Consider the following 21,230-nt stretch of genomic DNA (forward strand, 5'->3'; position numbering starts at 1 on the left):
TAGCGTACATCCCTTTCTTTTACTCGAACGGTGTTTTACTAATTTCTAATGCGACAGCGAGTTTTCCATCATAACCATGGCCCGCAAGCAGCAGCCTTCCAAGATCATCCATTTCAAAATGGGTAAGGCCTTCTGCATAAATCCAACCAATTGGCAGCTTCAAACCAGCGCGATACGGACCGTCTCCAACAATTTTTCCATGCTCGTAACAAACTTGGGCATTGCGTATATATGCCCCCGCTGAGAAGAAAGATTCGTCCGCGTGTGAAGCGTAGGCGCCGTTCGTTGTTTCTAAATGTATGTAAACGTTCTCGCCGGCAAATGCATTAATTAATTCCTGTACTTTTAAAATATTTATTTCTTCCATGTGTGTGGCCTCCTTCCTCATGGACCGATATGATTATTTTACTAAAAATAGTGGGAGAATACCATGTGATTGCACTTTGATAGGGTGCCTTTAATATTTTTAATATGGTAAAATGGATTGATAAACAGGAGAGGAGGGAATAGAGTGGAGAAAAAATTAGATCTTATTTTACAAAAATTGGACAAGATTGAAATCCAATTGGAAAGTCACAGTGAAATATTGAATAGTCATACTAAAATATTGGAACATCATAGTGAAATTTTAGCACGTCATACTGAAATACTCGATAGTCACGGTGAAACATTGCATAGCCATAGTGAGAAATTAGAACAATTAGAAGCTAAAGTTGAAGCCAATAGTAAAGATCTTGAATTAATCAAAAAGACAATGGTTACACAATCTGATTTACATTACTATGATCAAAAAATTTCTGAACATGATCGAGAAATTATGAAGATTAAACTCAGTTAATAATTCCCCTTAAGAATTGCTCCTACTGGATATCAACAACTTTTATTCCCTACAATTGCCACGGAAGGTAAAAATTAACCCGGTAGAGACGAAAAGTCTCTCCGGGCTTTTAATTAATTTTTCACACTGCCTACAAATTGATTATAGGCACCGTGCATAACAGGTCCAACGTATTGGTTCAACTTCCAGCCATGTTCAATTGCGGCCGTTACAAATTCTTTCGCAGCGGAAACTGCTTCATGAACAGATTTTCCTTTTGCCAAATTAGCCGTAATGGCTGCAGCGAATGTACAGCCTGCACCATGGTTGTATGTTGTATCTAGCTTGTCTTTTTCAAGAAGTGTAAAATCCTTGCCATCATAGAATAGGTCAACAGCTTTATCGTGATTTAAGCCTTTTCCACCTTTAATGACGACATTTTTTGCACCGAGGTCATGAATTTTGGCAGCTGCTTCTTTCATATCATCAATCGTTTTAATCGGACCTGTTTTAGCGAGCTGCCATGCTTCGAACAGGTTTGGAGTTACTACTGTAGCTCTTGGTATTAGCAATTCGCGCATTGCATCAGTATTTTCCGGTTGTAATACTTCGTCTTCACCTTTGCAAACCATGACAGGGTCGATGACGATGTTATTCAGTTTGTGCTCATCGATTTTTTTGGCACCAAGTTCGATAATATCAACAGAACCTAACATTCCAGTCTTCATTGCATCAATGCCGACAGAAAGAATCGTATTTAATTGTTTTTCCACTGTATCAACGTCAATCGGAAATACTCCGTGGCTCCAGCCATTTGCCGGATCCATTGTGACAATCGATGTTAAAGCCGTCATACCGTAGACGCCATTTTCTTGAAAAGTTTTTAAATCTGCTTGTATACCTGCACCGCCGCTTGAATCAGATCCGGCGAGTGTCAATGTTTTTTTCATTGTCATCGAACTTTCCTCCCAGCTTGCGCTTGATGTTTATTTTTAGAATATAACAATCGTTTATTAAAAGAAAGAGATATTATTTATGAAATCGCTTTACAGCCAACTTCTTACATAGTAAAATAAATATGTAAAAATACACCTTATTTTCCAAAGGAGGAATGTAGTATGGAGAATGTAATTATGAAAACTTTAGACAATTTCATCATGCTGCCCGTGGAAAAAGGTGTCAATTCGCATTAATTTCTTTATGCTCCTTTGATTTATCCATTTTCCATGGGCAAAAATTTTAGCTCATGGTTTTATATTTGTACGGGATACGTATGCCCTTTACAAAAACAGAAAACCGCAGCTTGCGGTTATTTTTTATGAAAAAATATGGAAATGATCATTGGAGGAAGCACATTGAACTTACAAACTTTAGGTTGGAATCAATTTTTTGAAACGGATTTTTTAGCATATAAAGAAGAAGGCTATACCGTAGGAAGAGTAGCCTTGGAACATAAACGTTTGTACAGAGTTTTTACGGAAGATAGTGAAGTTTTGGCGGAAGTGTCAGGAAAGTTTCGCTTCAACTCCTTAGACCGCGGTGATTATCCGGCAGTTGGGGATTGGGTCGTAATGACAGTCCGGCAGGAAGAAGGAAAGGCAACAATTCATGCGATCCTGCCGAGGAAAAGTAAATTTTCCCGAAAAGTGGCCGGTGTGACGACTGAAGAACAAATTGTCGCGGCAAATGTTGATCATGTTTTTATCGTGGCCGCCCTCAATGCTGACTTCAACGTTCGCAGAATTGAAAGGTATATGTTAACTGCTTGGGAAAGCGGGGCGAATCCGGTTATTGTATTGAGCAAAGCTGATCTATGTGATGATGTAGACGAAAAAGTAAGTGAAACAGAGACGGTAGCCATCGGGGTTCCGATCCATGTCGTCAGTGCGGAGCAAAATATCGGTCTAGAAGCTCTGTCTGCTTATATAGAAAAAGGACGGACGATTGCACTGCTTGGTTCATCTGGAGTTGGAAAGTCTACACTCGTGAATGCTTTTACTGGAAAAGAATCGTTGAAAACGGGTGGCATTCGAGAGGGTGATGATCGAGGAAGGCATACAACTACTCACAGAGAGCTAATCGTGCTTGACCAAGGCGGCATCTTAATTGATACACCAGGAATGAGGGAGCTGCAGCTTTGGGAAGCGGACACCGGTTTGGGCCAAGGTTTTTCTGATATTGAAGTGCTTGGAGAACAATGCAAATTCAGAGATTGCCAACATAATGGCGAACCGGGGTGTGCCGTTGGTCAGGCGATTACTGATGGAGAACTCGATTTGGAGCGTTTTAAGAGTTATTTAAAGCTACAAAAAGAACTGGCCTATTTGGACCGGAAAGAAGATAAACAACTAGCCATAGCTGAAATAGAAAAGTGGAAAAAGATTACGGTTGGGCAGAAGAAGCGTAAGAAATGATGACATTTAAAAGGGAATAAGGTCTAAGAAATATCATAGACCTTGTTTCTTTTCATCTACCTATCAAACTGCCGTTTTTCATAAACGATAAATGTGACTACTAGTGACGCCGCTGCCCATATAAAAAGGGTGAAAATATTACCGCTTATGGCTGCAAAACCTTTTCCATTGCTAAGGGAAGTCCATGCAGCTGTAAAGTGCTCGCTTGGAAGAAGTTGAACGATTTTTAATATCGCTTTATTTTCGATCATCGATACGAACATTGGGGCAAGTCCGAAAATAACCATAACAGGCATCCCGATAATCGTTGTTTCCATCACTGTGCGAGAAAGCAAACCGAGAATTGTTCCCATGGAAATATAGAAAATAAGATTAATGATGATGATAAGGGCAAACAACGGCACATGAGTAACTTGAAAATCGCTTAGAAAAATAGAACCGATGATGACAAATACGGTCATGACAAATGTTAGGGCGCTTTTTCCGATTAAAATTTCACTCGTTGAGGCGGGAGAAAGGAGCAGTCCTCGCAATGTGTTCTTTTCTTTTTCTTCAGCAATCATAGCTGCCTGTATAAACACACCGGCAATGACAAGTGCAAGAGTAATTGGCATCGAGTGAAACGTCGATGCATCTTCTCCAATTCTCCCAAGGAATGCTGCGAAAGCCAAAGGCATGGCCAAGGTAAACAAAATATACGAATTCTTATATAATTCCTTCCAATCTTTTTGAAAAATGGCATTCATCCGTCTAAATGAAAATGTCATGATAAAACCCTCCCAGTTAATTTTACGAAAATATCTCCTAATGTTGGTTCATTGGAATGAATGGAAAGCAATTCCCCGTTTTTCATAAACTGATAGATTTGTTCTGCACCTGTTTCATCCTTTTCTACGGAAATGGTCCGTTTGTCCTTCAAAAGTACAGTGATTCCTGAATCTGCATAGTGCAGGCGCAGATTTTGCGGAGTATCGAGAGCCTGGATTTCCCCGTTATGTAAGAAAGCAACTCGGTCACATAGTTCCTCGGCTTCGGTCATATCATGGGTTGTTAAAAAAATCGTTGTTCCTTCTTTATTTAACTGGCGCAAGCCTTCATGAATATGCCTTGTATTCACTGGGTCAAGTGCAGAAGTCGGTTCATCTAAAAACAGGAGATCCGGCTTATGTATAATGGCTCGAGCTAGAGTGACGCGCTGCTTCATTCCTTTTGACAGCTCTTTAACGACAGTATTTTGATCATTTTCTAGATTGACCTGTTCCAATACTTGCCCAATTCTTTTTTTGTTTACTCCGTAGAGCTTACAAAAAAGCAGCAGGTTATCGTAAATAGAGAGCCTGTCATACAATCCGCTATTATCGGTCAGGATGCCAATCCGCTTCATCATAGAAGCATTTTTCTTTTTCGAAAGTGGCTTGCTAAACACATTTACATTACCAGCAGTATGTAATAATTGGGAGGTTAAGATTTTAATAGTGGTTGTTTTGCCCGAGCCACTCGGTCCCAAAAAACCAAAAGTTTCTCCTTTTTTCACATTAAAAGAGACATTTCTTAACGCCGTTTTATTGCTGAAAGATTTCATTAATTGCTTCACTTCAATGATATTTTCCATCGATTTCTACTCCTTCTCACGTTTAGTTTTTATGATTTTGTTTTCTGGCTTAATCATAGGACGAAACATGAGAAAACGCACTATATCAACGTTCAAAGGAGCATTCAGGAGGTTGAATGGTGCAATTTTATAGATGAATGGAGTTAAAATAAGGATGAAATTTCATATTCCGATGATGTTTTTCAGCTCATCCAGCTTTCCTTTCGATAACGGAATCGAGCTTTTTTTCTGATCATCAAGAATCAAACTATAACTGTTCCGCGTCCATGTAATAACTTCCCGAACTTTTTGTAAATTGACAATATAGGAGCGATGGCAGCGGAAAAACCCAAATGGCTGAAGACGGGCGTCAAGGTCGTTTAATTTGAATGTACAAGGAAAGGTTTCACCTTTTACATTCAAATTGGAAATTCCGTTATTACTTTCTATATAGTCAATCTCAGTAGGATCAAATAAAATCAACTTATCTTCCACTTTTGCAGGGATTTTATCGAAGCGAATTTCCATGTTAATCTCGTTCTCTGTCTCCTCTTGGAAAGCTTTAGCCTCTTCGGTAACAGGCTCCTCATTTTCATCCGTTAAGTCCACCTTTTTCAACCCCGAATCGTCCAAGCGATAAACATGGTTTGTCATGGATATGGCATTTTCCAAATTGCTGGTTGTAATGAAAATGGCTTTCCCTTGATCTTCTAGGTTAGAAATTAATCTATGTAAAATCAATGTACTTTCGATATCAAGATTTTGAGCGGGATCTTCAAAAATAATTAAATTTGGGTCATGTAAAATAGCACGTGCAAAATGCAGCCGCCTTTTTTCAGAATAAGAAAGCTTATCAGATCTGATATTTTTCTTATCGATTAATCCAGTTTTTTCTAGAAGGTTGTCGACATCTACATGCACAGCGTATAGTTTTTTGAAAAAAGTTAAATATCCTTTAGGACTAAGGCGTTCATATAGGGCATCTGTTTGTAATGAAAGGCCAATTCTTTGAAAAAAAGCTTGGCGATCATTCGCTAATTCTTGAATATTCACTTCACCACTAGACGGAAGGAGTTCACCGATCAATATTCGGATTAATTTATTGCCTAATTCACTGTTGCAGTGAATGGCGACTGTTTCACCTTTCTTAACTTTTAAATCAAAAGCAGGAAAAAAGATGGTGTTTTGCGCTCTTTTCTCTAATTGGTGTATCGTTAAAATCGTCATTTTTTTATGTGCTCCTATCTGTTCTCTATTAAAAAGCTTCCTCTCACAGGCAGGCTCCGCTATCTGCTATAATGGAAAAAATCATTATTTTCCAAAAAATGAGGGCAAGCTGCTCACGGGTTTCTCAGTAGATGAAAACTTTTTCTATTCAAGTAGTCTCTATATAAAAAGCATAGATGATTTGTAAATATTAGTAAACAAGGGGGGGCGACTGCTTGAAAACTATTATTCTAGCAGGCGGGAAATCCAGTAGGATGGGCGAAAATAAGGCGTTAATGAAAATTGGCGGAGTTCGAGTAATCGACCGGATCATTTCAGAATTTGCGCCAGTTTCGGAAAAACTCATCTTGATTGCGAACGATAAAACGATGTATGACGGTTTACAAGCTGAGCTGCTAGAAGATGCGACACCATATGCAGGACAAGGACCGCTTGCGGGGATATATACAGGACTAGTAGCAGCATCCGAAGGGCCTTGTATCATTGTTGCTTGTGATATGCCGTTTGCCTCCAGTGACTTTGGGTTAAAGTTAATAGAAACGCTAATTGAAAATAAACGGGATGCTGTTGTGCCAGTTACGGAAGGTCAAATTCATCCACTTTTTGCTGCTTATGACGCGAGTATTGCGGAAAAAGTAAAAATGGTTCTTAATGAAGGAAAGCGATCTGTAAGATCCTTGCTCGATCAGTTAAATGTCGAGTTTTTTAAAATGGATACAATTTCCGAAACAGTATGGAATATGAATACGCAGGAAGATTACATAGAGGCTGTGAAAATAGCTGAAAGGGGCGGCCGTAATGAATTGTGAAATCACGAGAGATCCGATAAAAATTGAAGAAGTTTATCAAAAAGTCGTGCGCCGGGAAGCAGGTGCGGTAACGACTTTTATAGGTACCGTCCGGGAGCTGACGCATGGAAAAAAGACGCTTTACCTTGAATATGAAGCATATGAAGCGATGGCGGTGAAAAAGCTGGAGCAAATTATCGCGGAAATGAAGGAGCGTTGGCCGGGGGTGCAAGCTGCAATATCTCACCGAATCGGCCGCCTGGAAATTAGCGATATTGCAGTCGCGATTGCTGTTTCATCTCCTCACCGTCCAGAGGCATATGAAGCAAATCGTTATGCAATCGAGCGGATTAAAGAAATCGTCCCTATTTGGAAAAAAGAACATTGGGAAGATGGGGAAGAATGGATTGGAAATCAGCAAGGCACGAAGGAATACGCTGATGGGAAACCGGAGGAGGCTGACTTAAATGAATAAAGTGATGTTGTTTGCACATTTGAAAGAGCAGGCGGGGAGCGGAGAGCTAACGGTTCAGGCTTCTGGAAAATCAGTGAAGGAATTGCGAGATTATTTGGAGGCTGAAACGTCCTTGGGGAATTTGGAAGGGATTATGATTGCGGTAAATGAAGAATTTGCTACAGATGAAGCGATCATTCAAAAAGGCGATGACATTGCACTCATTCCTCCGGTGAGTGGAGGCTAAAGGGAATGAACGAACGCTATTCACGGCAAATATTGTTTAAATCGATTGGAGAAAAAGGCCAAGAAGAAATCGGGAAAAAGCATGTGTTGATTGTTGGGGTCGGAGCGCTTGGTACACATACGTCTGAATTGCTTGCAAGGTCTGGGGTCCGAAAACTAACACTAATCGATCGTGACTATGTTGAAATGAGCAATCTGCAAAGGCAGCATTTGTTTACGGAAGAGGATGCGGCTGAGAAATGGCCAAAAGCGGCGGCTGCGAAAGAGCAATTGCAGAGAATCAACAGTGAAGTTGAAATTGAAGCAATTGTTGGTCAGGCTGATGCGGTGTTAATGGAAAGTTTAATGGACGATGTAGATTTACTGATCGATGGAACCGATAATTTTGAAACACGATTTTTACTAAATGATCTTGCGCAAAAGTACCGGATTCCATATTTATTCGGATCATGTGTCGGAAGTTTCGGTATGGCTTTTTCGATTATTCCGGGTGTGACTCCGTGCTTGCAATGTTTATTGAAAAGCTTGCCGCTTCAAGGGCAAACATGCGATACGGTCGGCATCATTGCCCCCACGGTTCAAATGGTAACCGCACATCAAGGAGCGGAAGCGTTGAAAATTTTATCAGGAAAAATGGAGGCTGTTAGGCAAGCCTATGTAACTTTCGATTTATGGGAAAATGAATACTTGTCATTGAAGGCTGGAGCGCTGAAAGATAAGTACTGCCTTTCATGTGGAGCGGAGCGGACATACCCATTTTTAACTATTGAATCTGGTACAAAAGTGGCTGTTTTATGTGGAAGGGACACGGTGCAAATTCGTCCTGCCAAAAGCGAGGCCTTATCTTTAGAGCGGCTTGCGGACCAATGGCGGTCGGCTGGATATGAAGTCGGCGGCAATCCCTTTTTAATATCTGTCGTCAAAGAAGGGATGCGGTCCGTGTTTTTTCAAGATGGCCGCGCACTGATTCATGGAACGAGCGATCCTGTTGAAGCGCGGAAAATCTACCATTCTTTATTAGGGTAAAACAAAAGCGCAAGCGCCTTGATATAGGAAGAACGGCTAAGGGCGCCACGTCCTGTGGCAATGCCGTTCTGACCCGCATCCTGCGGGCCTCCGACAAGCAAATGTTCTGAGACAAGAAAAGTCCGGTCTTGACTTTTATTGGCTCAGGTTATTTGACCTCGAGGGGCTAGGCGCTGGAGCTGGATGTCGACTTAATTTATTTGAACTTAATCACACTATTTTTTATAATTTCATTGACAATAAAAATCCCCTCTTCATCGAAAGAGGGGACTTTTCTCAAAACCTTATTAGTTTGTAGCTACAACGACGACTTGGCCGCCGTCTAATACTTTTTCGTACTTTTCGGCTTCGGCTTCAGTTAATCCGACCGATTCGAATTTGGAACGCAATTCATCGCCTCGTTTACGGAATACGTTACTGACCGAGTCGAGGATTCCTTGTTCTCCTACGCCAACAGTGCCTGTATCGGTAGCGTCCGTTAAATCTTTGGAGCGTTCTTCCCCATGTGCAAATAGATAAATATTATCTCGATCATATCCATTATTAGTCAATTCTTCGATAATATTTACAGCTTGTACACCGTTCTCACAAACTTTTACTGTATTCATAAGTGAAAATCCTCCTTCTAATCTAGTATCGCTACATCTTTGGCGATGCACTACTACATATATAACCGTTCTCCCGTAAATCAAACATGAAAAGCTCAGGTTGAAATATCGGATGTGATGGGTAAAAGGATTGTATATACATTTCATAAAAGGGGGAAGCGTTGTAATGAAGACTTTAAATAATGATTGGGGTCCTCTTTTGGAAGAGGAGTTTCAGAAGCCATATTTTGAGAGTTTACGTGAGTTTTTGCAAGAGGAATACGAAAAGCTAGTTATTTACCCAGATAAAAATGATATTTTTAATGCGCTAAATTATACGCCATATCAAAAAGTTAAAGCGGTCATAATCGGTCAGGACCCGTATCATGGACCAGGGCAAGCGCATGGGCTTAGTTTTTCAGTTAAATCTGACGTTAAGATTCCACCTTCACTAAGGAACATTTTCAAAGAATTGAAAAATGACCTCGGCTGTGAGTCTCCGAATAATGGATATTTAGTAAAATGGGCTGAGCAAGGGGTATTAATGCTAAATACTGTTTTAACAGTTAGACAAGGACAAGCAAACTCTCATCGTGGTAAAGGATGGGAGATTTTTACCGATAAAATTATTTCCCTGGTTAACAAGCGGGAAAATCCTGTGGTTTTTATTCTTTGGGGACGCCCAGCGCAAGAGAAAATGGCCCTAATTGATACTAAAAAACATAAAATTATTCAGTCGCCGCATCCATCGCCATTTGCTGCGAGAAAAGGCTTTTTCGGAAGTCACCCATTTTCAAAAACGAATGAATTTTTGCGGGAAATCGGTGAAAAGCCGATCGACTGGCAAATCCCTGATGTTTAAATTGCACCTTGCTTTCGTTTGATTTTAACTAAAAAAATGCATATGCTGTAAATTGTTGATACGAACAAGATACTGGTAAAATATAGCGACAGGAGTTGTCGATTTTGAGTATTTCATATGAAACACTTATCAATAAGATGGAGATTGAGCTTAATAAAGCGAGACAAGCAAAAGGAGCGCAGCAACTGCGCGGCCATATGTATGCTTTGAAAGCACTCGCCGAAGTGGTTTTGGAAGAAGGGCAAAGTGAGTATAAAATTATTGAACCATTTGTGGACAAACATCAAGTTACATCAAATGAAAGAATACAACAAGTATCCCCAGTATCAACAGTATCCACAGAACCATTGAAAACCGAAGATGGAGCAAATGGGGATTCACTTTTCGATTTTTAAAAGAATTTTGAGGTGGCTAAAAGATGAAAGCATTTATTATTTTTGGAGCAATTAATGCATTATTAGCGGTTGGTCTTGGGGCATTTGGCGCTCATGCGCTTGAAGGTAAGCTGGAGCCTAAATATTTGGAAGTATGGAAAACTGGTGTGACCTACCAAATGTTTCATGCGCTAGGTCTAATCGCAATTGGGATTCTGGTGGGTAATGTTCCTGCGTCATCCTTATTGTCATGGTCAGGGTGGCTCATGTTGACTGGGATTATTCTTTTTTCGGGCAGCTTGTACATATTAAGCATTTCCGGCATTAAAGTACTGGGCGCCATTACGCCTCTTGGAGGAGTCGCATTCCTCATATCTTGGCTGCTTCTCATCATATTTGCGGTCAAGCATCTTTAATCTTTAATAAAAGCGGGTCTGGTTGAGTCAACCTGACCCGCTTTTGTTCATTATCTAGGTGGTGCTGACGCCAATGGTCCAGCTCCGAATGGATATTCATATTCGATCGGCTCGCTGAATGTAATGAAATCAACATATATCATTGGAAGTAAGGTTCTTTTTCCTGTCTGAGGATCACTAAGAATGACATGATCGCGGCCTGCCGCTTCTATGATGCCGTTAAAAATTTTTGCATTCCATTCTTTATTATGTTCAAAGGTACTGTGGATAGAAACAAGTTTGCCTTTATTAAGCCGTAGAATATTCTCGATGTAGGATTCCTCTATCGGCAGCATGCCCGGAACATTCACGCCGCCTTTTGCAGGGATCCCTGTGGGAACTTGCATTGGCTGTTGATAATATCCTTGATACGGATTGGGCTGCATAAAAGGCATCTGTGGTGGATTTTGCCGGTAATAGCCTGCTGGATTAGGCGTGTTTGGATATTGATTTTGGTTTTCCAATTTTTCCCCTCCTAAAATTTCGGCTGCTCTTTCTAATTTGGCAACCATCTGCAGCTACAAGCCGCGCGTGAAAGAAAGTATAATAAATGCACCAAGTTTTTAATTACTCATTCATTTGTATGCAAGCTTGTGGGCAGCTATGCACCTATGATTGAACGATGCCAAAAATCAAAAGCCCGAACGCATTTGCGTTCGGGCTTCTTATTCGACAAAATTCGGGGAGTGACAGGCACGGCCCGAATTTTATACGTGTAGAAATTTTTCAATGTTTTGGTCTTCGAGCAGGTTGCCGACGTAGAATGAGCCGAATTCGCCGTAGCGGGCACTTACTTCGTCAAAGCGCATTTCGTAGACGATTTTTTTAAATTGGAGGACTTCGTCAGAAAATAGAGTGACGCCCCATTCCCAATCATCGAAACCGACAGAGCCGCAGATAAGCTGTTTTATTTTTCCAGCATATTGACGGCCAATCATGCCATGGCTGTACATTAATTCTTTGCGCTTTTCCATGGAAAGCATATACCAGTTGTCATCACCTTGGCGGCGTTTATCCATCGGATAGAAGCATACATGCTTCGTCTTTGGAAGAATCGGATACAAACGACCGCGTACATAAGGGTTTTGATAAGGGTCTTCGTTAGATTCTCCCGCTAAATAGTTGCTCAATTCGACGACAGATACATAGGAGTATGTAGGAATTGTATATTCGGCAATCGTTAGTTTATTAAATTCATTTTCAAGATCATTTAACTCTTCCATCGTCGGGCGCAAAATCATCAGCATGAAATCCGCTTTTTGGCCAACAATGGTATAAAGGGCATGACTGCCTTCTTTTCTGTCCTGAACCTCATTAAGCTTATCAAGATATTGCATAAATTCATGAATGGCTGCCTGGCGTTCATCACTAGAAAGCAATTTCCAAGCGGCCCAATCCATTGTCCGGAAATCGTGAAGTGTATACCAACCATCTAATGTTAATGCTGGTTCACTCATGTGGATCAACTCCTATTCATAATAATTCTAATTAAACTATATCATAGTTTACCCATCGTCACATTTTGGAACCTTAAATGTTAAAATTATGACAAGATTGGCCTCTGATTATGATCAAATCCGACCTTATCATTATCAATTATAATGAAAAAGGGTATATGCTTAGAGGGTAGGAATATAAGAGGATCTTTTTAAACATAGATCAATTCGGGCAAACTAAACAAAAATGAGGAGGACTTAATAAATGGCTGACTTATTTGAAGGCTTAAAAGCAAAAGCAGGAGGATGGGATAGAAAGATCGTTTTCCCTGAGGCGCTAGATCCAAGGGTGCTTGTCGCGGCAGGCAGACTTGCAGCAGATGGTGCCCTCACTCCAGTATTAATTGGAAATATGGAAGCAATCCAGGAAAAAGCACGTGCTCTAGATGTTTCTCTTGAGCGTATGGAAATATATGATCCTGAAAAATATGTAGGAATAGATGAAATGGTCCAAGCTTTTGTTGAGCGGAGAAAAGGAAAGGCAACAGAAGCAGATGCACGAAAATTTTTGCTTGATGAAAATTATTTTGGTACGATGCTTGTTTTTCTAAACAAAGCGCATGGACTTGTGAGCGGTGCGGCACACTCAACTGCGGATACAGTTAGACCTGCTTTGCAAATTGTTAAAATGAAACCGGGACTTAGCAAAACTTCGGGTGTATTCATTATGGTAAAGGGCGAAGAGAAATACGTGTTTGCTGATTGTGCGATTAACATTGCGCCAGATAGCAAGGATTTGGCTGAGATTGCAGTGGAAAGTGCGAAAACGGCTAAGATGTTCGATATCGAGCCGAGAGTGGCCATGTTAAGCTTTTCAACAAAGGGCTCTGCTGTATCTGAAGAAACAAAAAGGGTTGAAGAAGCGTTGCAATTGGCGAGAGAAATGGCGCCTGAGCTCATCATTGATGGAGAATTTCAATTTGATGCAGCAATCGTACCTTCTGTAGCACAGAAAAAAGCTCCTGATTCACCTATCCAAGGGGATGCAAACGTCTTTATTTTCCCTAGCCTTGAAGCAGGGAATATTGGCTACAAAATTGCCCAGCGTCTGGGTGGATATGAAGCGGTCGGACCGATTTTGCAAGGCTTAAACGCGCCTGTCAACGATCTTTCCCGTGGCTGCAGTGAAGAAGATGTGTATAACCTTGCATTAATCACCGCGGTTCAATCTTTAGACCAAGGAAAATAAGCCTGTCCCAAGTTATTATGAAGGAGTAAGCTTTATGTCAGATGGGATTTTATTATTACAGCAAGAGGAATGGCGCCTCATTGATCAATCGGGATTTAACCCTCAATTTCACGCCCTGCAATCATTTGCGATTGATGATACGCTTTGCATGTCGGTCGGAAGCGGCTATTCTCCGCCGACTGCAAGGGCTTGGGTTCATTCAAAAACCGTCGTCCTTGGCATTCAAGATACGAAACTGCCCGCTTTGCATGAGGGGCTTAATTTTTTAGATGAACATAATTATCAGTGGATCGTTCGGAATTCAGGAGGACTTGCAGTCGCTCTTGACGAAGGCGTGTTAAATATATCGCTTATTTTTCCTGATACGGATAGAGGAATTGATATTAACCGCGGCTATGATTCTATGTGGGATCTCATAAAAATTATGTTCCAAGATTTCAATCAAATCATTGAGGCTCGTGAAATTATTGGCTCTTACTGTCCTGGAAGCTATGATTTAAGTATTGGCGGTAAAAAATTTGCGGGCATTTCTCAGCGGCGAATTAGAAAAGGGGTTGCCGTCCAAATCTATTTATGTGTTTCAGGAAGCGGCCAAGAACGAGCGGAGTTGGTCAGGGATTTTTATCGCCATGCAAAATATGATCAACCATCAAAATTTGCTTTTCCTGACGTACGTCCTGAAGTAATGGCATCTTTGTCTGAGCTTTTGAACGTTGACCTTTCTATTCAAGATGTCATGCTCCGTTTCCTTCATGCTTTAAAAGGTTTGAGTGGGAAATTATTTGCATGTCAACTTCAAGGTGATGAACTTGAATGGTTTAATGGATACTATGATCGCATGATAGAGAGAAATCAAAGGATATTTCCGGATTAACAAATTAGGGCTGCCCCAAAGCCGGGACAGCCCTATTGTTTGTCTAGCTCCAGCGCCTAGCCCCTCGAGGTCAAATAAGCCTTGCGGCATAAAAGTCAAGATCGGACTTTTATGCCTCAGAACATTTGCTTGTCGGAGGCCCGCAGGATGCGGGTCAGAACGGCGTTGCCACAGGACGTGGCGCTCTTAGCCGTTCTTCCATCACAAGGCGCTTACGCTTTTCTTTATTCAGCAAGCTTCTCTAGATTTCCATTTCGATCCATTTTAAAAGTAGTGGCAGGACGCTCTTCTTCCTCGAACAATACGAGTTTTCGAGCACGATTCAATATTTTCATCAATGTTTCGTAGTCTTCTTGCATAGTCACTGAATTATCTTCCAGTTTTTCAACCTGGGATTTTAAATTTTGCTTTTCTTTTTCCAAGTCAGCCAATTCTCTTTTTAATCTCGCATTCTCGCTTCTTAAAATATCTAAATGAAACTCGGAATGTTGAAGTGTCTGGAGATATGAAATTACTTTTTCCATCGATAATTCTCCGGTAGATTCTTGTGCTGGTGCCGGTAACAGCCTTCCTGTAAATGGAGCAAGCTCTTGAAGACCTGCTTCTTCACCGACTTCTTCTCTAAATATGTCATTTGAATTTAATTCCTGGATCTCTTCAAGCGTATGACTTAAAATGGGCATTTGTGTACTATTCGCCAAAGGCACTGGCGGCTGATAAAGGAGCTTCTTCTTGCCACCTTGTTCCTTACCAAGCATCCGATGTCTCTGTTTACGCTGCTTTTTTGCTAAATCTAGTGCTTTTTCATATTGATGGCGAACAACTGCATTCCATCTGAAACCACATGCTGCAGAAGTTCTGTTCAACTTATCACCAACTTCTTCAAAAGCATTCAATTGAGTACTTCCTTCGCGTACATGGCGTAACACAGTTTCTGCCAACAACAAATCATTTTCTTCTGTCCATGCATCCTGTCGTGTCTTCACTTTCATCACTCCCTATTATTTTTCTTGACAACTTCTTGTAGTAAAAGGATGCACAACAAAACCAGTTTTTATACCAATATGTCAAAAAATTAATAGAAACTTATGTACTTTATTAAAAAGTTTAAAGCCGATATAATGAAAACATCATAGATAGGAAGAGGGTTGCTGATGCATGATTCCAATTTGAAATTAAGCGAGGAAAAAGTTTTTAAAGACCCTGTTCATCGATATGCACATGTTAGAGATAAAATTATTTGGGATTTAATTGGCACGAAGGAATTCCAGCGGCTCCGCAGGATTAAACAGCTCGGGACTACATACTTAACGTTTCACGGTGCAGAACATAGCCGTTTTAACCATTCACTTGGTGTATATGAAATCGTCAGACGGATCGTGGATGATGTATTTAAAGGCAGGCCAGAATGGAACGAAGATGAGCGGCTTCTTTCTCTTTGTGCGGCACTTTTACATGATCTCGGACATGGCCCGTTCTCTCATTCCTTTGAGAAAGTTTATAATTTAGACCATGAACAGTTTACGAAACAAATTATTCTCGGGCGAACTGAAGTCAATGCAGTCCTTCAGCGAGTGAGCCCAGATTTCCCACAGAAAGTGGCGGATGTGATCGGGAAAACGTATCATGATAAGCTCGTTGTCAGTTTGATTTCCAGTCAAATTGATGCGGATCGAATGGACTATTTACAGCGTGATGCTTATTTTACAGGCGTAAGCTACGGTCACTTTGATATGGAACGGATTTTGCGTGTCATGAGACCTCGAGAAGATCAAGTTGTGTTTAAATCAAGCGGGATGCATGCAGTAGAGGATTACATAATGAGCCGGTATCAAATGTATTGGCAAGTGTATTTTCATCCAGTTACACGAAGTGCTGAAGTCATCTTGACGAAAATCCTTCAACGGGCAAAAGCATTATATGAGGACTCTTACGCTTTTAAATATGAACCAGCCCATTTTGTATCGCTTTTTAATGAAAAAGTAACGTTGGAAGATTATTTAAAACTAGATGAAGCGGTCATTTTATATTATTTTCAAATGTGGGAAGATGAAGATGATTGGATTCTCCGAGATTTGTGCAGCCGGTTTATGAATCGAAATTTATTCAAATATATCGAGTTTGATCCTGCTAGGCAATATAAATTATTGGGCCGGCTTGATGAACTTTTTCGGGAAGCGGAAATTGATCCCGATTATTATTTGGCTGTTGATTCTTCATCGGATTTGCCGTATGATTTTTATCGGCCGGGCGAAGAAGAAGAACGGCTTCCAATTCACTTATTAATGCCTAATGGCGATTTGCATGAATTGTCAAGAGAATCAGCGATCGTGGAGGCAATCTCCGGTAAACGAAGAACAGATCATAAGTTGTATTACCCGGAGGATCTCCTGTTAGATAATACAAAAAACGAAAATGTTAAACAACAAATTCTTTCTATTTTAAAAAAGCACTAAATGATGTAGCTGTAAAATTTGATCAGGAGTTGAAAAGTTTGTCATGCTGAATGATCACCTAAGGTTGATGAGTGTGTTTGCAGAGTCAGGGGAAATTACTGGACGGAAAAAACTGCAAAAGATGATTTTTATCGCAAAGAAAATGGCATTTCCTTTTCAAGAGAAATTTGAATTTCATTTTTATGGACCTTATTCAGAAGAGTTGACGTTGCGTGTAGAGGAATTATGTAATTTTGGTTTTATTGAAGAGAAGAAGGAAGATAAAGGTGGATATTGCCAATATACATATAACATATCAGATGCCGGACGCGAGTTCATAGATTCATATCAGCAGGAAATGCCTCGGTTAAAAGAATGTCTCATAAATATGAATGGGCAAAACGCGCGGTTTTTAGAGCTTGTTTCAACGATCTTATACTTTGATCAAGAATCCAAAGCAGAAGTCACGGAAAAAATTCAAACGTTGAAAAGCAAACAAGGCTATACGAGCGAAGATATCGATCATGCGTATGCATATATAGATGAATTAAAGAAGACAGCTGTCCCACAATAATGGGCATGAGCTGTCTTTTTTACATCCTACTCGTCACTCATTCTTTTTCCGCCAACGGCGTAATGATTCTTCGTCATTTCTTCGATGAACACAACGATTTTTTCCTCCGCTGCACCAGTCGTTTCACTGACTGCAGTCGTGACTTTTTCCACGAGCGCTTTTTTCTGTTCTTCTGTACGCCCTTCAAGCATTTTCACTGTTACAAATGGCATGTAGTTTTCCCTCCTAGAATATGTATCACAAAAAGTGTATGCTTTTATTAAGCTTAGAGCAACAATTTATGAGATTCTACTTATTATTTTGTATACTAGGATTAGATGAGTTTTTGAATAATAAAGGAGCTGGGTATGTGGAGTTTGTCGAGCGTTTTATTAGGTTCCCATTGGAACAAATTCCGCTGATTGCGGCAGTATTAATGATTGCTTTTACCGTGCATGAATTTGCTCATGCGTATACAGCATATAAATTAGGAGACTCAACCGCAAAGGACCAGGGAAGATTGACACTGAATCCTATTCATCACCTTGACCCGTTGGGTACATTGCTTATTTTTATCGCTGGTTTTGGTTGGGCACGTCCTGTCCCTGTGAATAGGCATCATTTTAAGAATCCTCGTCTTGGTGGTATTCTCGTTTCGTTAATGGGACCAGTCAGCAACTTTGTGCTTGCGGCGATTGGAACAGGCATTATGTTTATTTTAATAGTGACTGGGATTTCAGCTTCTTTGCCGGCGATGGTGATGCAGTTTTTTGATTTGTTCGTTTATTTGAATGTCTTATTATTCGTTTTTAATTTGCTGCCATTACCGCCCCTTGATGGATATCGGATATTGGAGGACCTAGTTCCGACATCGATCAGGGCAAAAATGACACAGTATGAACAGTATGGTTCGCTCATTTTCTTAATCCTTGTCATTACACCACTTGGGCGATATACGATTTATCCAATTATTTATACGGTCGTGCCATTTTTTATAAAAAGCCTGCAAAATGTATTCATGATGTTTTATTGAAATATAAATAAGGGGGGCGCTTTTTATGGAACCAGGAAAAAGAAAGCTTGAATTCAACATTATCAAAAATGATCCAACAGATGGTCATGGAGGATTCGGAATCGGATCTCTTAATCTGGAAAATGTCACACCTCTTATGCTGGATGTGGAGGAAGGGGATGTGTGGATCGAACTTCAGGCAATGCACGCGCGCAGTAAAACAGAGCGCGGAGTCAAATACTTGAAAGACCGCAGCGAATTAACGGAAGAGGGCACAAAACAATATTGGGTCATTTGGGTAGCTGTCGACCGCAAGCCTGAAGGGCCATACTATGCTGGTGTGACCGCATGCGAACTGCTCATTAATCGTCCGGCAAGACGTGGCTTTAAATCGATGCCAGAGCATGTGAACCATTTGGATAAGGCAATGAAAGGTCATATTATCGTGAATAATATGGATAAGGATTCACGGAAGGTTCTTGGTGCTTTTCTTAAACAGCATGACGAAGGAATATGGGAGCGTTCGAGCGAACACCTCAAGGAAGAACTATCTTAAATCCGAACAATGTATGAACATTCTATGACAGTTTGGGAAACTTAAGAGCGCTTGCTTGCCGATTCCTGTAAAAGAAAGTAAAATTACATATAGTTTGCACGTAAGCAAACTAGGACACTGCACATGCAGAAAAAAAGCCCGAGGCCGCACACCTCGAGCTTTTTTTATTTTATTTTCCTTTTTTTATTCAAGTGTCAAAATTCGACAAAATTCGGGTGGTGCCTGTCACCGCCCGAATAGGTGGTCGGTGCAGATTTCGTCGGGTTCGGTACCGGTTGCAAAGTAGGTGAGTCGGAAGACTGGGCATAGGTCGGATGCTAGTTTTCCGTTTTCGGGATCAATTGGGACGGCAACAACGCCAGTAGGCGGTTTAAAAATATGAAATTCTTCAGGCTGACCTTTAATGGAACGCTCCATAAATTTGAGCCAAATGTTTTTAGCGTATTGCTTGTCCGCTGACAAAGTGATTTCATCTCCTTTGTCGTAACCCGTCCAAACAGCGGCCGCAATCCCGGGCGTAAAGCCTGCCATCCAGCTGTCGGATTTCGTTGATCCGGATTTACCGGCATATATTCTACTTGTTTGATCCGCCATGGAAGCTCCGGTCACCGTTGCATAACCATTCAATTTCACATCAAACATACCCGTCATCATTTGGCTCATCACATAGGCCAGATCGCGCTTCAAAATTTGCTCGTTATTTTGCTTTGCTTCGTATATGACTTTTCCGCGTGAATCCTCAACCTTTTGAATGAAGACCGGCTCCACCTTTTTTCCTCCATTTGCAATCATGCTATACGCATTTAGTAGTTCAACTACCTTGACGCCAGATGTTCCGAGCGCTAGGGAAGGCACTTTTTTCATATCTGTCGTAATTCCGAATCTTTTTGCTGTATCAACAAGGACGTCTTGACCGAGAAACAAATGGGTTTTGACCGCATATATATTGTCGGATACAGCTAATGCTTGCGCCATCGTGATTTCTCCGTCTGCATATTTATTATTAAAATTATGGGGGGCATATTCGGCTTTTTCATCATCATATTTAAATGTAGTCAGCTCGCTTCTCATCATCGTCGAAGGAGTAAAGCCACGTTCAAGTGCCGCATAGTAAAGCAACGGCTTAATCGTTGATCCCGGTTGACGTACTGCCTGAGTAGCCCGATTAAAAGGACTCTCCTTATAATCTTTTCCACCAACAAGTGCTGTGACAAATCCGGTTTTTGGATCCATTGCAGCAAAGCCTAATTGCATGTCGGATGACTCTGGGATGGTTTCTGCTACAACTTTTTCAGCAATTTCCTGCTGGCGTGAATCAAGCGTCGTATACACCTTCAATCCTCCTAATGCAATACTTCGCTCATCCAATCCGACCGATGTAAGAAGTTCTTTTCTTACTGCATCATAAAAATACGGGGCTGACTCTGCCCGATGATGAAGATGCTCTCCAGTAAAAACGAGCTTTTCCTCTGCAGCCGCCCTTGCTTCTTCCTTAGAAATAGTCCCGGTTTCCTGCATCGATTTTAAGACAAGTAATTGGCGGTTTTTAGCTTTTTCTAAGGAAATTAATGGAGAATAAATTCCTGGACCTTTAGGAATTCCGGAAAGCATCGCGCTTTCGGCAAGCGATAGCTCTTTCGCACTTTTACCAAAATAAAATTCACTTGCCGCTTCAATTCCGTATGCGCCATGACCATAGGAAATGGTATTTAAATAGCCTTCTAAAATCTGATTTTTATCGTAATTAATTTCCAAGCGAATGGCATAAAAAGCTTCAGATATTTTTCTCTTCCACGTTTTATCCATTGTTAAAAATAAATTTCGTGCATATTGCTGGGTAATCGTACTGGCACCCTGTACTTTTCGCATCTCTTTCGCATTGGCTAAAACAGCGCCGCCGATTCTTTTAACATCAAATCCATAATGATTGTAAAAAGTCCGGTCCTCAATCGCGATCACCGCTTTAATCGTATCAGGGGACATATCTTCTAACTTTACCCAGTACCTTTTTTCTCCGCTGTTGCTTTCGCCAATAACGGAGCCATCATTTGCGTAATATAAAGTAGATTGCGGGATGGCCAGCGGCGGCGGGCCGAGAATTTTAGCATATAAATACAATGAAAATAAAATCATGCCTACGGCTCCGACCGCTAATATGCTAGTAAAGGCAAATAGCCTAAAGTTTCTCCATTTTCTTCTTCGCATCCTTGTTTCAGCTTCCACCTTCTCCACCTCCCGAATTCTAGTAATCTTTCTTCATCAGTATGAAAGGAA

Annotated in this window: 26 protein-coding genes; 15 read left to right on the plus strand and 11 right to left on the minus strand. The window is 40.8% G+C overall.

The window, feature by feature from the left end; translation table 11 throughout:
• Positions 1-19 precede the first annotated feature (19 nt).
• Positions 20-367, minus strand: a complete 348-nt coding sequence (locus tag KHA88_RS11290) for a YojF family protein (RefSeq protein WP_213098505.1) — start codon at positions 365-367, stop codon at positions 20-22.
• A gap of 144 nt (positions 368-511) precedes the next feature.
• Here KHA88_RS11290 and KHA88_RS11295 point away from each other — a divergent pair, with 144 nt between their 5' ends.
• On the plus strand, positions 512-838 hold the full coding sequence (locus KHA88_RS11295) for a hypothetical protein (protein WP_213107721.1): 327 nt from the start codon (positions 512-514) through the stop codon (positions 836-838).
• 113 nt (positions 839-951) lie between these two features.
• Here KHA88_RS11295 and pdxK read toward each other — a convergent pair whose 3' ends face one another.
• Complete coding sequence (pdxK, locus tag KHA88_RS11300; RefSeq protein WP_213121972.1) at positions 952-1,773, minus strand: pyridoxine/pyridoxal/pyridoxamine kinase; 822 nt, start codon at positions 1,771-1,773, stop codon at positions 952-954.
• A gap of 399 nt (positions 1,774-2,172) precedes the next feature.
• Between pdxK and rsgA the strand changes: the two genes are divergently transcribed.
• The gene (rsgA, locus tag KHA88_RS11305; RefSeq protein ID WP_249313065.1) at positions 2,173-3,231 is read left to right on the plus strand and encodes a ribosome small subunit-dependent GTPase A; all 1,059 of its coding nucleotides are present in this window, start codon (positions 2,173-2,175) and stop codon (positions 3,229-3,231) included.
• Between the two features lie 56 nt (positions 3,232-3,287).
• Here the strand turns inward: rsgA and KHA88_RS11310 are convergent, their stop codons facing one another.
• The 3 genes from KHA88_RS11310 to KHA88_RS11320 all read right to left on the minus strand — a co-directional run bounded on the left by KHA88_RS11310 (position 3,288) and on the right by KHA88_RS11320 (position 6,049).
• Entirely contained in the window at positions 3,288-3,998 is a 711-nt protein-coding gene (locus KHA88_RS11310; RefSeq protein ID WP_213098501.1) for an ABC transporter permease, read from the minus strand.
• Positions 3,995-4,843 carry an ABC transporter ATP-binding protein gene (locus KHA88_RS11315; protein ID WP_213121973.1) on the minus strand — a complete coding sequence of 283 codons (849 nt, stop codon included), beginning with the start codon at positions 4,841-4,843 and terminating at the stop codon, positions 3,995-3,997. Before KHA88_RS11315 ends, KHA88_RS11310 begins: the two co-directional genes overlap by 4 nt.
• Before the next feature lie 162 nt (positions 4,844-5,005).
• Positions 5,006-6,049: a LytTR family transcriptional regulator DNA-binding domain-containing protein gene (locus KHA88_RS11320; protein ID WP_213121974.1), complete on the minus strand. Its 1,044-nt coding sequence runs from the start codon at positions 6,047-6,049 to the stop codon at positions 5,006-5,008.
• Between the two features lie 215 nt (positions 6,050-6,264).
• Between KHA88_RS11320 and mobA the strand changes: the two genes are divergently transcribed.
• The 4 genes from mobA to KHA88_RS11340 are packed head-to-tail and all read left to right on the plus strand — an operon-like array spanning position 6,265 to position 8,563.
• On the plus strand, positions 6,265-6,858 hold the full coding sequence (gene mobA, locus KHA88_RS11325; protein ID WP_213121975.1) for a molybdenum cofactor guanylyltransferase: 594 nt from the start codon (positions 6,265-6,267) through the stop codon (positions 6,856-6,858).
• Complete coding sequence (locus KHA88_RS11330; protein ID WP_213098497.1) at positions 6,848-7,312, plus strand: molybdenum cofactor biosynthesis protein MoaE; 465 nt, start codon at positions 6,848-6,850, stop codon at positions 7,310-7,312. The genes mobA and KHA88_RS11330 overlap by 11 nt, the downstream gene beginning before the upstream one ends.
• Positions 7,305-7,538 carry a molybdopterin converting factor subunit 1 gene (moaD, locus tag KHA88_RS11335; RefSeq protein WP_213098496.1) on the plus strand — a complete coding sequence of 78 codons (234 nt, stop codon included), beginning with the start codon at positions 7,305-7,307 and terminating at the stop codon, positions 7,536-7,538. Before KHA88_RS11330 ends, moaD begins: the two co-directional genes overlap by 8 nt.
• Before the next feature lie 5 nt (positions 7,539-7,543).
• Positions 7,544-8,563, plus strand: coding sequence for a ThiF family adenylyltransferase (locus tag KHA88_RS11340; RefSeq protein ID WP_213107727.1), 1,020 nt, complete (start codon positions 7,544-7,546; stop codon positions 8,561-8,563).
• A gap of 287 nt (positions 8,564-8,850) precedes the next feature.
• Here KHA88_RS11340 and KHA88_RS11345 read toward each other — a convergent pair whose 3' ends face one another.
• Positions 8,851-9,171, minus strand: a complete 321-nt coding sequence (locus KHA88_RS11345) for a YflT domain-containing protein (RefSeq protein ID WP_213098494.1) — start codon at positions 9,169-9,171, stop codon at positions 8,851-8,853.
• A gap of 166 nt (positions 9,172-9,337) precedes the next feature.
• Between KHA88_RS11345 and KHA88_RS11350 the strand changes: the two genes are divergently transcribed.
• The 3 genes from KHA88_RS11350 to KHA88_RS11360 all read left to right on the plus strand — a co-directional run bounded on the left by KHA88_RS11350 (position 9,338) and on the right by KHA88_RS11360 (position 10,802).
• Positions 9,338-10,012: a uracil-DNA glycosylase gene (locus KHA88_RS11350; RefSeq protein WP_213107728.1), complete on the plus strand. Its 675-nt coding sequence runs from the start codon at positions 9,338-9,340 to the stop codon at positions 10,010-10,012.
• Between the two features lie 104 nt (positions 10,013-10,116).
• Complete coding sequence (locus KHA88_RS11355) at positions 10,117-10,407, plus strand: YwdI family protein (protein ID WP_213107729.1); 291 nt, start codon at positions 10,117-10,119, stop codon at positions 10,405-10,407.
• Between the two features lie 23 nt (positions 10,408-10,430).
• On the plus strand, positions 10,431-10,802 hold the full coding sequence (locus KHA88_RS11360) for a DUF423 domain-containing protein (protein WP_213107730.1): 372 nt from the start codon (positions 10,431-10,433) through the stop codon (positions 10,800-10,802).
• Positions 10,803-10,852: 50 nt separating this feature from the next.
• Here the strand turns inward: KHA88_RS11360 and gerQ are convergent, their stop codons facing one another.
• On the minus strand, positions 10,853-11,305 hold the full coding sequence (gene gerQ, locus KHA88_RS11365) for a spore coat protein GerQ (protein ID WP_346728966.1): 453 nt from the start codon (positions 11,303-11,305) through the stop codon (positions 10,853-10,855).
• 243 nt (positions 11,306-11,548) lie between these two features.
• The gene (gene hemQ / locus KHA88_RS11370) at positions 11,549-12,298 is read right to left on the minus strand and encodes a hydrogen peroxide-dependent heme synthase (protein ID WP_213098490.1); all 750 of its coding nucleotides are present in this window, start codon (positions 12,296-12,298) and stop codon (positions 11,549-11,551) included.
• Between the two features lie 244 nt (positions 12,299-12,542).
• On the opposite strand from hemQ, the gene pta reads away from it, so the two are divergent.
• Both pta and lipL read left to right on the plus strand, forming a co-directional pair.
• A complete protein-coding gene (gene pta, locus KHA88_RS11375; protein ID WP_213121976.1) occupies positions 12,543-13,526 on the plus strand; it encodes a phosphate acetyltransferase in 984 nt (327 codons plus the stop codon).
• A 34-nt stretch (positions 13,527-13,560) separates the two neighbouring features.
• A complete protein-coding gene (gene lipL, locus KHA88_RS11380; protein ID WP_213121977.1) occupies positions 13,561-14,400 on the plus strand; it encodes an octanoyl-[GcvH]:protein N-octanoyltransferase in 840 nt (279 codons plus the stop codon).
• A gap of 224 nt (positions 14,401-14,624) precedes the next feature.
• Here the strand turns inward: lipL and KHA88_RS11385 are convergent, their stop codons facing one another.
• Positions 14,625-15,386, minus strand: coding sequence for an RsfA family transcriptional regulator (locus KHA88_RS11385; RefSeq protein WP_346729180.1), 762 nt, complete (start codon positions 15,384-15,386; stop codon positions 14,625-14,627).
• Positions 15,387-15,554: 168 nt separating this feature from the next.
• On the opposite strand from KHA88_RS11385, the gene KHA88_RS11390 reads away from it, so the two are divergent.
• Both KHA88_RS11390 and KHA88_RS11395 read left to right on the plus strand, forming a co-directional pair.
• Positions 15,555-16,856, plus strand: a complete 1,302-nt coding sequence (locus tag KHA88_RS11390) for an HD domain-containing protein (protein ID WP_213121979.1) — start codon at positions 15,555-15,557, stop codon at positions 16,854-16,856.
• A 43-nt stretch (positions 16,857-16,899) separates the two neighbouring features.
• Complete coding sequence (locus KHA88_RS11395; protein WP_213121980.1) at positions 16,900-17,409, plus strand: YwgA family protein; 510 nt, start codon at positions 16,900-16,902, stop codon at positions 17,407-17,409.
• A gap of 26 nt (positions 17,410-17,435) precedes the next feature.
• On the opposite strand, the gene thmT is transcribed toward KHA88_RS11395, so the two are convergent.
• Entirely contained in the window at positions 17,436-17,669 is a 234-nt protein-coding gene (gene thmT, locus KHA88_RS11400; RefSeq protein WP_346728982.1) for a 2-hydroxymuconate tautomerase, read from the minus strand.
• A gap of 89 nt (positions 17,670-17,758) precedes the next feature.
• On the opposite strand from thmT, the gene KHA88_RS11405 reads away from it, so the two are divergent.
• Together KHA88_RS11405 and KHA88_RS11410 are read left to right on the plus strand one after the other, a co-directional pair.
• Positions 17,759-18,421 (plus strand): site-2 protease family protein, encoded by a 663-nt coding sequence (locus KHA88_RS11405; protein ID WP_346729064.1) that lies wholly within the window; start codon positions 17,759-17,761, stop codon positions 18,419-18,421.
• 25 nt (positions 18,422-18,446) lie between these two features.
• Complete coding sequence (locus KHA88_RS11410; RefSeq protein ID WP_213098483.1) at positions 18,447-18,956, plus strand: YwhD family protein; 510 nt, start codon at positions 18,447-18,449, stop codon at positions 18,954-18,956.
• Positions 18,957-19,181: 225 nt separating this feature from the next.
• On the opposite strand, the gene KHA88_RS11415 is transcribed toward KHA88_RS11410, so the two are convergent.
• Complete coding sequence (locus KHA88_RS11415) at positions 19,182-21,179, minus strand: transglycosylase domain-containing protein (RefSeq protein ID WP_430413701.1); 1,998 nt, start codon at positions 21,177-21,179, stop codon at positions 19,182-19,184.
• Positions 21,180-21,230 lie beyond the last annotated feature (51 nt).

The organism is Lederbergia citrea, from assembly GCF_018343525.1.
Taxonomy (GTDB): domain Bacteria; phylum Bacillota; class Bacilli; order Bacillales; family Bacillaceae_C; genus Lederbergia; species Lederbergia citrea.